Below are 13,584 nucleotides of genomic sequence, written 5' to 3'. Positions count from 1 at the left end.
AAACGATCACTTGGCTTGTGTTTCTGGCGGGTGAATGCACATGTCCCTTGCATCCTGGGTTCCGACCTCCATCTCCACCGTCTATGGCCTCACAGCCGCCAACCGCCCGGTCACCGACATCGACGGCGGCCCGCTGGGCACCGATCCTGCCCTTCCCCGCGGGGCCGTGGTCACCACACCCACGGCCTTGTCGGACCCGTCCATGTCGCCTATCGGCTCGGCGGGATCGCCTTACGGGAAATGGGGCTCCACCGTCTCGCCGCAGCCGGTCACGCTGACCTATTCCTTCTACGAGACCGGCGGTCCGGCCGTCGCCACCGGCGGCATAACGCCGGCTCCGCTGAGCGCCGCACGCCGCGATGCGATCCGCAGCGCACTCGCCAGCGTCGCGGACGTGGCCAACATCCGCTTCGTCGAGATCGCGGAAACCGCCACCGGTGGTCCAACCACCAGCCCGGGCGCGTCCGGTGCGCTGGTCGGGCAACTCCGCTTCGTCGAAGACACGCAGTTGGAATCCAACCCGACCACGGCGTCCTACGCCTTCGGCCCCTCCAGCACCGTCCTGTCCAGCGGCTTCGTCGCTTTCGACGCCGACCGTTCCGGCATTCCGGACGACATGAGCCGAGGGGGAAGCGCCTATGCGGTCACACTGCGCGAGATCGGCCGCGCCCTCGGCCTGACGAATTCCTTCGACGCTGGTGACGCCCTTGCGTCGGCGGGGGATCCGCGCGCCGTCAACGGCGCGTGGCACACGGGATGGACGATGATGTCCAACACCGCGCCGTCCGGCGGGACCTTCAACCCGATCGGCCCGATGATCGCGGACATCCAGGTTCTTCAGTCCTGGTACGGCGCCAACTGGACGACCCGCACCGGCAACGACGTCTACAAAATCGACGGCAGTCTTCCGACCGCCGCGATCTGGGACGCAGGAGGCACGGACACCATCGACGCCTCGGGGGCGACCGCCGGCCTCGCCATCGACCTCAATCCCGGTGAATTTGGCCGGAACCTGTCCATCGCCAAGGGCGTCAGCATCGAGAACGTCATCGGCGGCGCCGGCAACGACACGATATTCGGCACGAATTCCATGCCCAACATCGCCGCCGATGGCACCTTCACGGTCATCAACGGCAACAACCGCCTTGACGGCGGCGCCGGCAACGACACCATCATGGGGCTTGACGGCGACGACACGCTGATTGGCGGCCTCGGCGAGAATTTCCTCGACGGCGGGCTTGGGACCGACACCGCCGTCTACACCGTGGCGTCATCCGATGTGGCCGTGGCCACCGAGGGTAATGCGCTGATTCTCAACGTCCCGGCTCTCGGCATCACCGATCGGCTGAGCGGCATCGAATACTTGTCTTTCACCGACCGCACCATCGCCGCTTCAGACGCTCCCGCCAAGTTGCCCAAAGCCCTCTTTTCTAAAGGGGTACTTGGGCCTATGATTGTTGAACCACCGGGCCCCATTGATCCCCCCATTGATCCGAGTCGGCGTCTCGCGGTCTGGTGCAAAGGGATCCGCCGCGAAGTGGAGATGAAGGCCTATTCCGGGCCCGTCTCCTGGCTTAAGAACATGCACATCGGAGAGAACGACAGCGAGGCGATGCGGGGGACCTCCCAGGCCGACTTCATCAACACGGTCGGGGGTGACGACGCCATCGATGGTGACGCCGGTGACGACGTGCTGGACGGGGGCGTCGATTCCAACTTCCTGACCGGCGGTTCCGGGAACGACACTTTCTTCGTCGATGGCCGCAGCAGCGGCGTCACTTGGTCCACGGTGACCGACCTGGAGAAAGGCGAGTGGGTCACCGCCTGGGGCTGGAAGAACGGGGTGTCCAAGCTGACCTGGGCGGAAATGTCTGGTGCGGAGGGGTATAAGGGCGCCACGGCACACATCGACCTTGACACCAACGGCACCATTGATATGAGCATGACCATCACTGGCAAGTCGTCCGGTTCGATCCTGGTCACCCCCGGCCAGGTGAACGGCACCGACTATCTGGCCTTCACGCTCCGATAAGCCCGGGGCATTGAGCAAAAGGCGTTCGTTGGGGAACCGACGAACGCCTTTTCCATCACCGCATCAAAGGTCGCCGATCAGCCGATCCGCTGATACCCGCCGCGAAAATACAGCAGCGGGTTGCCCTGCTCGGTGCCGGCCAGACGGCGCACGCGGCCGACGATGATGACGTGGTCGCCGCCCTCGTAGACGTGCTCGCGGTCGCATTCCAGGTTGGCGAGGCAGCCGGACAGGATCGGCACGCCGCTGTCCCAGCGCTCCACGCCCACGCCTTCCCAGCGCTCCTGCAGGTCGCGCTTGGAGAAGCGCGCCGACAGGTCGGCCTGCCCCTCCGCCAGGATGTTCACCGCGAAGGACGGGGCCTTGGTGAAGGCGTCGAAGGACATGGCGGCGCGGCCCAGGCAGAACTGCACCAGCGGCGGATCGAGCGACACCGACGAGAAGGAGTTCACCGTCACACCGATGCGCTCCCCATCCGGGGCGATCGTGGTGACGACGGCGATGCCGGTGGCGAAGCAACCGAGGGCGTTGCGGAATGCCCGAGAATCGAAGGTCATGGCGGCCTGTGTTCGGCTCGACGGAGCGGTATCCGGCGGGCTTAACCCACCCGGACGTTCGGTGCAAGCCGGATCTGTCTTCACAACCGGCCCCTTACAACCGGATACGGCAACCAGACGCACGTCCATTCCCATTAAATGGATCTTAAGGATGAGGCCCGAAGCTTTCGACGCTGAATAAGGCCCCGCCATCCGAGGCGCCCAACCTCCCTACCAACCTCCTTAGGGAACCATGGCCGCGAACCCTGCCGGCACCGAACAGCCGATCATCATCAAAAAGAAGAAGGGCGGGCACGGCGGCCACCATGGCGGCGCGTGGAAGGTGGCCTACGCCGACTTCGTGACGGCGATGATGGCCTTCTTTCTGCTGCTGTGGCTGTTGAACGTCACCACCTCGGACCAGCGCAAGGGCATCGCCGACTATTTCTCGCCCATGTCGGTCAGCCGGGAACAGTCAGGCTCCGGCGGCATGCTGGGCGGGCGCACCATCACCGCCCCGGGCGCACAGCTCTCCCCCTCCTCGCCGGTGTCGGCCGACGTGCCGGTCTCCGGCCCGCCGGGCTACGCGACTCAGGAGACCGACGAGTCCGCCGACCCCACCGAAGCGTCGGCTTCGGCCTCCCCGACCGAGCAGAAGCCCAACGAGTCGCGGATGGACTACCAGAAGCGGCTGGAGGAGCAGGCCAAGCAGGTCGGCGTTCCCGGCCAGAAGCCGGGCGAAAAGCTGTCCGACTTCGCCGACCGCGTGAAGGACGGGGCGGAAAAGCTGGTGGAAGGCCAGAAGGAGGCCCGCCAGTTCCAGCAGGCCGCCACGGAAATCCGTCAGGCCATCCAGTCGGTGCCGGAGCTGGAGCCGCTGGCCCAGAACCTGATGATCGACCAGACGCCGGAAGGCCTGCGAATCCAGATCGTGGACCAGGACCGCGTGTCCATGTTCCCCGGCGGGTCCGGCCAGATGTACCCGCAGACCCGCCAGCTGGTGATGCAGGTGGCGAAGGCGCTGGCGAAGCTGCCCAACAAGCTGTCGATCAGCGGCCACACCGACGGCACGCCCTTCACCTCCGGCATGGGGCGCGACAACTGGGACCTGTCGGTGGAGCGCGCCAACGCCACGCGCCGCGCCCTGACCGCCGGCGGCATTCCGGAGAACCGGATCCAGGACGTCGTCGGCCGCGCCGACCGCGAACTGCTGGTGCCCGACCAGCCCGGCAACCCGCGCAACCGCCGCGTCAGCATGGTGCTTCTGCGCGAGACTCAGCCCGCCGACAATTCCGCCGCGCCGCGCTGAGACCAAAGCCGCACGCCGGCGGCACCTAAGCGTCGACCACTGGTCTCTAAGCGTCAGATTCTTGCCGTCTTATCGACGCGTTCTTGTTTTGACATTGCGTCGCACAACGTTCGGAACGTTTGCCCCTGTTCAAAACGCAAAATGTTGGTCCATACTTCCTTGGACACACCATTGCCGAACGGCATCGGTCAATTGAGAGCGTAAGCTGCGGGGGAGTCTGTGAGCGTACCCGAGGGCAAGGCGACCGACCTTTTGTCAACTTACGATCCCGGCCTCTATTACGACGAATTGTTCGGAGGCCGTGAACGTCCAGCCGATCACGCGGCGCTGATCCGGCAGAGACTGGCCGGACTGAATTTCGAGGAGCTGCGACGGCGCTCCCAGGATGCGGAGCGGGAACTCTACAATCTCGGCATCACCTTCCTGGTCTATTCCAACAAGGACGCGGTCGACCGCATCCTACCCTTCGACATCATCCCGCGCGTCATCTCCGCCAGGGAATGGGCGCATCTGGAGGCGGGCATCAACCAGCGCGTCACCGCGCTGAACCTGTTCCTCCACGACATCTACCACGACCAGAAAATCCTGAAGGACGGCGTCATCCCGGCCGATCTGGTCCTGGGCAACGGCTGCTTCCGGCCGCAGATGGTCGGGCTGGACGTGCCCTTCGACACCTACATCCACATCATGGGCGTGGACCTCGTGCGCGACCGCGAGGGCACCTTCCGCGTGCTGGAAGACAACGGGCGCGTGCCGTCCGGCGTCTCCTACGTGGTGGAAAACCGCCACATGATGCAGCGCGTGTTCCCCGACCTGATGCAGGACATCGGCATCCGCCCGGTCGACAACTACGGGCACAAGCTGCTGGACGCGATGATGGAGATCGCGCCGCAGGACGTGGCCGACCCGCAGGTCGTGCTGCTGTCGCCGGGCTCCTACAACTCGGCCTATTTCGAGCACATCTTCCTGGCGCGCGAGATGGGCGTGCCGCTGGTCGAGGGCCGCGATCTGGTGGTCGAGAACGACCGGGTCTACATGAAGACCACCAACGGTCTGGCGCGCGTCGATTCGATCTACCGCCGCATCGACGACGCCTTCCTCGACCCCAAGGCCTTCAACCCGGACAGCATGCTCGGCGTCCCCGGCCTGCTGGAGGCCTACCGCAAGGGCAACGTGGCGCTCGCCAACGCCATCGGCACCGGCGTGGCGGACGACAAGGCGATCTACTGCTACGTCCCGCGGATGATCAAATACTACCTGGACCAGGACGCGATCATCCCCAACGTCGACACCCGCATCTGCCGGGAGCCGGACTCCCTGCAATACACGCTCGACAACCTGGACAAGCTGGTGGTCAAGCCGGTGGGCGAGGCCGGCGGCTACGGTATCACCATCGGCCCGCGCGCCACCCGGGAAGAGCTGGCGGAGGCTCGGGCCAAGCTGCTGGCCGATCCCGCCAACTACATCAGCCAGCCGGTCGTCGACCTGTCGGTCTGCCCGACCGTGACCGAGGACGGGATCGAGCCGCGCCACGTCGACCTGCGCCCCTTCGCCATCACCGGAAAGAACACCTGGGTCCTGCCCGGCGGTCTGACCCGCGTGGCGCTGAAGAAGGGTACGCTGATCGTCAACTCGTCCCAGGGCGGCGGTTCGAAAGACACCTGGGTGCTTCAGGACGGGGCACAGGAAGGGGGCGCGTCGTGAATCTGCTGGCCCGTTACGCGGAGTGCATTTTCTGGATGGCGCGCTACATGGAGCGTGCCGAGAACCTCGCCCGCATCCTCGACGTGCACGAGACCTTCGCGCGCGACACGCGGGGCACGACCAACTGGTTCTCCATCGTCCAGCTGAACGCCGACGAAAAGGACTTCTTCAGCCGCCACGACCGGCCGACGGCGGAGGCGGTGGTCCATTACTACATGTTCGACACCCAGCACCCGAACTCGCTGGTGTCGATGCTGCGCATGGCGCGGGAGAACGCGCGCGTCCTGCGCCCCTGGATCTCGACCGAGATGTGGACGCAGATCAACGTGTTCCACAACAAGCTCGTGGAGATGAACGGCAAGGACGTGGCCCTGTCCAACCTGTCCAAGGTCTGCACCTGGATCAAGGAGGAGTGCCAGACCCACACCGGCATCACCGAGGGCACCTTCTACCGGGACCAGGGCTGGTATTTCTACCAGCTGGGCAAGTACATCGAGCGGGCGGACCAGACCACCCGCCTGCTGGACATCAAGTACCACACGCTGCTGCCCTCGCCGCTGGACGTCGGCTCCACCTTGGACATGAGCCAGTGGACCACCGTTCTGCGCTCGGCCGCCGGATACCACGCCTTCCGGCGCGTCTACCCGCGCGGCATGACGCCCACGACGGTCGCCGGCTTCATGATGTTCAACGAAGGTTTCCCGCGATCCGTTGTGATGTGTGTGCGACAGATCGATGGCTTCTTGACCCGCCTGAAGTCGCGCTACACCTTGCGTGGTGGCAGCGAGGCCATGGAGAAGGTGGACGAGCTGCTGGGGGCGCTTCTGGCGCGTCCGATCGACGAGGTGATCCACGGCGGCCTGCACGAGTATCTGGACTGGGTGCAAGGGCAGCTTTCCGGCATCACCACCGAGATCGGGCGGGCCTTCTTCGGCCAGGATGTCGCCGTCCAATCCCAGACCCAGTCGCAATAGCCGGACTCCATGTCGGTCATCCAGCCGCAGCACCGCCCGCTCCAGCAGTTCTTCCGGTCAGGGCCGATGCCCTGCCCCTATCTGCCGGGACGGGTGGAGCGAAAGCTGTTCACCCGGCTGCTCGGCCCCGGCTCGGCGGAGGTCAACTCCACCCTGTCGCGGGCCGGTTTCCGGCGCAGCCACGACATCGTCTACCGGCCGGTCTGCCCCAACTGCCAGGCCTGCGTCCCGGTGCGCATCCCGGCGGCAGCCTTCCAGCCCAGCCGGTCGCAGAAGCGCGTGATCCGCGCCAACCAGGACCTGACCCTGCACGAGGCGCCGGCCATCGCGACGGCGGAGCAGTACCGGCTGTTCGCCAACTACCAAAACTCCCGCCACGGCGAGTCCGACATGGCGCGCATGGCGATGGCCGACTTCGCCGCCATGGTGGACGAGGGGCGCGCCGACACCAGCCTGTTCGAGGCGCGCGACGCCGCCGGCCGGCTGGTCGGCTGCATGCTGACCGACCGGCTGACCGACGGCTTTTCCGCCGTCTACAGCTTCTACGACGCGCGGCAGGACCAGCGCAGCCTGGGCACCTTCATGATCCTCAGCCTGCTTCACCGCGCGCAGGCCGAAGGGCAGCCCTACGTCTATCTCGGCTACTGGATCGAGCAGAGCCGCAAGATGGCCTACAAGGCCAAGTTCCGCCCCCTGGAGGCGCTGGGGCGCGACGGTTGGTACCGGTTGCCGGACGATCCCCCCCGCTGATACCGCATATCAGGGCAATCCCGTACACAGCCGTCCAGACTCTTGCCAAAAGCAGGACATCTGCGGAATATTGCGCCTGAAAAACACCCAATGGTGTTACCATTTAAGATTGGATCGGCGCCACCCACGGCCTCGATCAACGGACAACAAAAAGAGACAGAGCGGGAAAATCCCGCGACATCCACAGGGGGGCACTCCGTTGAGATTCCTGCTCCGTATCAGCGGGCTGATCGACGCCGTGAACAACGGCATCGGCAAGCTCGTCACATGGCTGGTGCTGGTCGCCGTGCTGGTCAGTGCCATCAACGCGGTCGTCCGCTACAGCGTCAACTACAGCTCGAACGCTTGGCTTGAGCTGCAATGGTACCTGTTCGCGGCGATCTTCCTGCTGTGCTCGGGCTACACGTTCCTGCGCAACGAGCACATCCGCATCGACATCGTTTTGGGCCGCTTTTCCAAGCGGGTGCAGGCGGCGGTGGACGTCTTCGGGATCCTGTTCTTCCTGTTCCCAATGGCGCTTTTGATCATGTGGCTGTCCTGGCCCATGTTCATGGATTCCTTCCGCACCCACGAGATGTCGAGCGACGCCGGCGGCCTGATCCGCTGGCCGGCCAAGTTCCTGGTTCCCGCCGGCTTCTTCCTGCTCAGCGCGCAGGGGCTGTCGGAACTGATCAAGCGCATCGCGTTCCTTGCCGGCGTCATCGACGAGCCCGGCGAGAAGATGCACAGCCACTCCTAAGAAGGCGGGAACCGAATCATGGCTGAGATGCTCGCCGCCAACATGGCGCCGTTTATGTTCGCGGCGCTGATCGTTTTTCTTCTGATGGGTTTCCCGGTCGCCTTCGCGCTGGCCGCCAACGGTCTCATGTTCGGACTTGTGGGCGTGGAGCTAGGGCTGCTGACGCCCGCGCTGTTCCAGGCCCTGCCGGAGCGCGTGTTCGGCATCATGCGCAACGACACGCTGCTGGCGATTCCCTTCTTCACCTTCATGGGCCTGATCCTCGAACGGTCCGGCATGGCGGAGGATCTGCTCGACACCATCGGGCAGCTGTTCGGCCCGCTGCGCGGCGGTCTGGCCTACGCCGTGATCTTCGTCGGCGCGCTGCTCGCCGCGACGACCGGCGTGGTGGCCGCGTCGGTAATCTCGATGGGCCTGATCTCGCTGCCGATCATGCTGCGTTACGGCTACGACCGCCGGCTGGCGTCGGGCGTGATCGCGGCGTCGGGCACGCTGGCGCAGATCATCCCGCCGTCGCTGGTGCTGATCGTGCTGGCCGACCAGCTCGGCCGTTCGGTCGGCGACATGTACGCCGGCGCGATGGTTCCGGGTCTGGTGCTGACCGGCCTGTATGCCGGCTACATCCTGATCATCACCATCGTCAAGCCCAGCTTCGCCCCGGCCCTGCCGCCGGAGGCGCGGTCGCTGCGCGGGGCGAAGCTGCTGCTGCGCGTGCTGACCTCGCTGGTGCCGCCGCTGGTCCTGATCTTCCTGGTGCTGGGCACCATCTTCCTCGGCATCGCGACGCCGACGGAGGGCGGCGCCATGGGCGCGGCGGGCGCGCTGCTCCTGGCGATGGCGAAGCGCCAGCTCAGCCTCGGTCTTCTCAAGCAGGCCATGGACACGACCGCGAAGCTGTCGTCCTTCGTGGTGTTCATCCTGATCGGTTCGACGGTGTTCGGCCTGGTGTTCCGCGCGGTCAACGGCGACCTGTGGGTGGAGCATCTGCTGACCAGCCTGCCGGGCGGCCAGCTGGGTTTCCTGATCGTCGTCAACCTGATGGTCTTCGTGCTGGCCTTCTTCCTCGACTTCTTCGAGCTGGCCTTCATCATCGTGCCGCTGCTCGGGCCGGTCGCGGAGAAGCTGGGCATCGACCTGATCTGGTTCGGCGTCCTGCTGGGCGTGAACATGCAGACCTCCTTCATGCACCCGCCCTTCGGCTTCGCCCTGTTCTTCCTGCGCAGCGTCGCGCCGCGCGAGGACTACAAGGACAAGATCACCGGCAAGATCATCGCGAAGATCACCACCGGCCAGATCTACTGGGGTGCGGTGCCCTTCGTGATCATCCAGCTGATCATGGTCGCCCTGGTCATCATCTTCCCCGACCTGGTCTTCTCCGGCCTGGATCGTGGTGAGAAGGTGGACATCGACAAAATCCAGATCGAGATCCCGCAGTTCGACAACGGCGAGCCCCCGCCGCCCTTCGGCACCCCGGACCAGCCCGCCGACGATCCGAACGCCGACCTGATGAAGCAGTTGCAGAAGCAGTAATCATCAAATCGTCGAAAAACAGGAAAGCCCCCCTCCGGCACCCCGGAAGGGGGCTTTCCCGTAGGTTGGGTTGAGCGTATGCGAAACCCAACGCATCTCATCATCAAACGACGTTGGGTTTCGCGGCGCTCAACCCAACCTACAGATCGAAACCGGACAACAAAAAAGCCCCGCTTGCGCGGGGCTTTTTCTTTGGACCTCGTCAGCCCTTCTTCGGCGGAGGGGCGGAGAAGACGAAGTTGTCGAAGGTGTTCTCGGCGACACGGAACCACAGATATTCCTCGTCGCGGAACTTGCGCCACTGCTCGTAGATCTTGCGGAACTTCTCGTTGCGCGCGGCTTCCTCCTCGTACACCTCGAAGGTGGCCTGATAGCAGGCCTGCATAACTTCACGCGGGAAGGGCTTCAGGATGGTGCCGGCGCCGACGAGGCGCTTCAGCGCGCGCATGTTCTGGACGTCGTACTTGCCGAGCATGTCCAGCGTGGCGTCGGAGCAGGCGGCCTCGAAGATCGCCTTGTAGTGCTTGGGCAGCTGTTCCCACTGGGCGGTGTTGACCAGCATCGACACCTGCGGGCCGCCTTCCCACCAGCCGGGGTAGTAGTAGTACTTGGCGACCTTGTTGAAGCCCAGCTTCTCGTCGTCGTACGGGCCGACGAACTCGGCGGCGTCGATGGTGCCCTTTTCCAGCGCCGGGTAGATGTCGCCGCCGGCGATCTGCTGTGGCACGACGCCCAGCTTCGCCAGGATGGTGCCCGCGTAGCCGCCGATGCGGAACTTCAGGCCCTTCAAGTCGTCCATCGACTTGATTTCCTTGCGGAACCAGCCGCCCATCTGGGTGCCGGTGTTGCCCGCGCCGAACTGGATGATGTTGAAGCCCTTGTAGAACTCCCGCATCAGCTCCATGCCGCCGCCGTAGGTCATCCAGGCGTTCTGCTGGCGCGCGTTCAGGCCGAAGGGCATGGCCGAATCGAAGGCGAAGGTCGGATCCTTGCCGACATAGTAGTAGGAGACGGTGTGGCCGCACTCCACCGTGGCGTCCTTCACCGCGTCCAGCACCTGCAGGCCGGGGACGAGTTCGCCCGCCGCGAAGGTGCGGATCTGGAACTTGCCCTCGGTCGCCTCGGCGACGCGCTTGGCGACGAATTCGGCGCCGCCGTAGATGGTGTCCAGGCTCTTGGGGAAGCTGGAGGCGCAGCGCCACTTGATCTCGGGGTTGCTCTGCGCGATGGCCGGGGCGGCCAGCGTGCTGGCGGCGACGCCGACACCGGCGGTGGTGAGGAATGCGCGGCGTTTCATGATCGTCTCCCTTGTCCCTCGTCATTGGGCCGATTCACGCGCCCGGTCCGGCTCCGTTGCGGGAGCCCGGCGTGTCGGCTTTGGGATGTTGCGTTGATAATCCGGCGGTGCAGGGCAGGCGTTACGGACGATAGCGTTATGGACGACGGTCGGCGGAGGAGCGTCTCCGCGATGCCGCCCGTGCGCTTTCACACGGATCCGTGCTGCCCATGCGTTTGCCTCCCCTTTGCGTCCGGGGCTCTGCCGCACCGGGGTACCCCCGCGGCTCGGACCGCCCCGTTTCCGTTTGATAGGAAGACTATGCCGGAATCGCAGGGCAGTGTTCAAGCCCGGGCATGGCTTGAACGGGACGTTCCGCGCAAATTGTTTGGAAAACGAACGGTTCTTCCCCTCCCCCACCCGTCGCCCGGTGTCCGAGGCCGGGAGCGGAGGAGGGGAAGCGCAAGCTCAAGTAAAGCGGTTCACCTTGGGGAAGCCGTTGGGCGGCATCTTGCCGACGCCAGCGCGGTTGCCCAGCCAGCCGGTCAGGTTGGTGACGTTGAACTGCCGCTCCCCGTGCTTCCAGCTCAGGCCCTCGGCCAGGGTGAAGACCTTCAGGTCGGACAGGCTGCCGTCCTTGTATTTCTGCAGCTGCACGCCCTTGCCGCGCGCCATCACCGGCACCTGATCCAGCGGGAAGACCAGCAGCAGGCGGTTATTGCCGATCACCGCCACATGGTCGCCCTCCGCCGGGATGCAGATCTTGGCTTCCTTGCCGTCGTCGGGGTTCAGCACCTGCTTGCCGGCGCGGGTCTGGGCGACGACCTCCGTCTCCTCGACCACGAAGCCGCGCCCGTCCTCCGACGCGACCATCAGCTTGCGGCCGGGCTGGTGCTTGAACAGGGCGATGATGTCCACGTCGTTGCCGAGTTCGATCATCAGCCGCACCGGCTCGCCGAATCCGCGCCCGCGCGGCAGCTTCTCGGCCGACAGCGTGTAGAACTTGCCGTTGGTGCCGAAGACCAGCAGCTTGTCCGTCGTCTCGCAGTGGACCCAGTAGCCTTCCGAATCGCCGTCCTTGTACTTCACATCGGCGCGTTCGGCGTCGGTGAGGTGGTTGCGCACCGCACGGATCCAGCCCTTCTTCGAGCAGAGAACGGTCAGCGGCTCGCGCTCCACCATCGCGTCAACGGGAATGTCGATGATGGCGGCGGCCTCGGTGACCAGCGTGCGGCGGTCCTCGCCGAAGCGCTTGCGGGTCTCCTCCGTCTCCTTGCCGATGGCTTTCCAGCGCAGGGATTCGTCCGACAGAAGCTCGGTCAGCCCCGCCTTCTCGGCGGTCAGCTTCTCGTTCTCCTTGCGGATTTCGAACTCCTCCAGCTTGCGCAGGTTGCGCAGGCGCATGTTGAGGATGGCTTCCGCCTGCACCTCCGTCAGTTCGAAGGCGCGCATCAGCTCCTGCTTCGGCTCGTCCTCCTCGCGGATGATGCGGATCACCTCGTCCAGGTTCAGGAAGGCGATCAGATAGCCGCCCAGCACCTCCAGCCGGTGGTCGATCTGCGCCAGCCGGTGGCGGGACCGGCGGACCAGAACCTCGTGCCGGTGGTCCAGGAAGGCGTCCAGCACCTCGAACAGGTTCATCACGCGCGGGACGTTGTCCTTGTCCAGCACGTTCATGTTCATGGCGAAGCGGACTTCCAGGTCGGTCGCCTGGAACAGCGAGGCCATCAGGACCTCGGGGTCCACGTTGCGGCTCTTCGGCACCAGGACGAGGCGCACATCCTCCGCCGATTCGTCGCGGACGTCTTCCAGCAGCACCAGCTTGCGGTTGGCCAGCAGCTCCGCGATCTTCTCGACCAGCCGGGCCTTCTGCACCTGATAGGGCATCTCGGTGACGACCACCTGCCAGGTGCCCTGCCCCAGCTTCTCCACTTCCCACTTGGCGCGCAGCCGGAACGATCCGCGGCCGGTGCGGTAGGCCTCCACGATGTTGGCGCGCGGCTCCACCAGCACGCCGCCGGTCGGGAAGTCGGGGCCGGAGATCAGCGTGACCAGATCCTCGATCTTGGTCGCGGCCGGCTTCTCCTTGCCGGCCAGCGCGGCCTTCACGCAGTCCTGCTTGTATTTCAGGATCAGCCGCAGGGCGGAGCAGAGCTGGGCGACGTTGTGGGGCGGGATGTTGGTCGCCATGCCCACGGCGATGCCGCTGGACCCGTTCGCCAGCAGGTTCGGGAAGTTGGCGGGCAGGACCGCCGGCTCCTCCCCGTCGCCATCGTAGGTCGGGCGGAAGTCGACCGCGTCCTCGTCGATACCATCCAGCAGCGCCTTGGCGACCTCGGTCAGGCGCGCCTCGGTGTATCGCATGGCGGCGGCGTTGTCGCCGTCGATGTTGCCGAAGTTCCCCTGCCCGTCGATCAGCGGGTAGCGCACGGCGAAGTCCTGCGCGAGGCGGACCAGCGCGTCGTACACTGCCGTGTCGCCGTGCGGGTGGAACTTACCGATCACGTCGCCGACCACGCGGGCCGACTTCTTCGGCGGCGTGCTCGGGTCCAGGCGCAGCTGGCTCATGGCGTAGAGCAGCCGCCGGTGGACGGGCTTCAAGCCGTCGCGCACGTCGGGCAGCGAGCGCGCCATGATCGTGGAGAGCGCGTAGCTCAGGTACCGCTCGCTGAGGGCCTCGCGAAGCGGCTTCTCCGAAATGTCGAGTACGGGGTCTTGGGACGTCATGCTTTCT

10 protein-coding genes are annotated in these 13,584 nt (G+C 65.4%); 7 read left to right on the top strand and 3 right to left on the bottom strand.

The annotated features are described in order from the left end of the window. Positions 1-40 precede the first annotated feature (40 nt). The gene (locus ACSVC7_RS09130) at positions 41-2,032 is read left to right on the top strand and encodes a M10 family metallopeptidase C-terminal domain-containing protein (protein ID WP_448205547.1); all 1,992 of its coding nucleotides are present in this window, start codon (positions 41-43) and stop codon (positions 2,030-2,032) included. A 77-nt stretch (positions 2,033-2,109) separates the two neighbouring features. Here ACSVC7_RS09130 and ACSVC7_RS09125 read toward each other — a convergent pair whose 3' ends face one another. After that, positions 2,110-2,589 carry a flavin reductase family protein gene (locus ACSVC7_RS09125; RefSeq protein ID WP_448205548.1) on the bottom strand — a complete coding sequence of 160 codons (480 nt, stop codon included), beginning with the start codon at positions 2,587-2,589 and terminating at the stop codon, positions 2,110-2,112. Between the two features lie 232 nt (positions 2,590-2,821). On the opposite strand from ACSVC7_RS09125, the gene ACSVC7_RS09120 reads away from it, so the two are divergent. The 6 genes from ACSVC7_RS09120 (at position 2,822) to ACSVC7_RS09095 (ending at position 9,574) form a co-directional block, all read left to right on the top strand. Continuing rightward, positions 2,822-3,877: a flagellar motor protein MotB gene (locus ACSVC7_RS09120; protein WP_448205549.1), complete on the top strand. Its 1,056-nt coding sequence runs from the start codon at positions 2,822-2,824 to the stop codon at positions 3,875-3,877. Between the two features lie 219 nt (positions 3,878-4,096). After that, on the top strand, positions 4,097-5,581 hold the full coding sequence (locus ACSVC7_RS09115; RefSeq protein WP_448205550.1) for a circularly permuted type 2 ATP-grasp protein: 1,485 nt from the start codon (positions 4,097-4,099) through the stop codon (positions 5,579-5,581). Continuing rightward, a complete protein-coding gene (locus tag ACSVC7_RS09110; protein WP_448205551.1) occupies positions 5,578-6,555 on the top strand; it encodes an alpha-E domain-containing protein in 978 nt (325 codons plus the stop codon). Before ACSVC7_RS09115 ends, ACSVC7_RS09110 begins: the two co-directional genes overlap by 4 nt. Positions 6,556-6,564: 9 nt before the next feature. Next, on the top strand, positions 6,565-7,305 hold the full coding sequence (locus tag ACSVC7_RS09105) for an arginyltransferase (RefSeq protein ID WP_448205552.1): 741 nt from the start codon (positions 6,565-6,567) through the stop codon (positions 7,303-7,305). Between the two features lie 199 nt (positions 7,306-7,504). Then, on the top strand, positions 7,505-8,044 hold the full coding sequence (locus ACSVC7_RS09100) for a TRAP transporter small permease subunit (RefSeq protein ID WP_448205553.1): 540 nt from the start codon (positions 7,505-7,507) through the stop codon (positions 8,042-8,044). A gap of 18 nt (positions 8,045-8,062) precedes the next feature. Then, positions 8,063-9,574, top strand: coding sequence for a TRAP transporter large permease (locus tag ACSVC7_RS09095; RefSeq protein ID WP_448205554.1), 1,512 nt, complete (start codon positions 8,063-8,065; stop codon positions 9,572-9,574). Between the two features lie 202 nt (positions 9,575-9,776). Here ACSVC7_RS09095 and ACSVC7_RS09090 read toward each other — a convergent pair whose 3' ends face one another. Next, positions 9,777-10,871 carry a TRAP transporter substrate-binding protein gene (locus ACSVC7_RS09090; protein ID WP_448205555.1) on the bottom strand — a complete coding sequence of 365 codons (1,095 nt, stop codon included), beginning with the start codon at positions 10,869-10,871 and terminating at the stop codon, positions 9,777-9,779. A gap of 447 nt (positions 10,872-11,318) precedes the next feature. Then, entirely contained in the window at positions 11,319-13,577 is a 2,259-nt protein-coding gene (gene parC / locus ACSVC7_RS09085; protein WP_448205556.1) for a DNA topoisomerase IV subunit A, read from the bottom strand. Between the last annotated feature and the right edge of the window lie 7 nt (positions 13,578-13,584).

This window comes from Azospirillum mesophilum, assembly GCF_053470405.2.
This window is presented reverse-complemented; position numbering and strand designations above follow the sequence as displayed.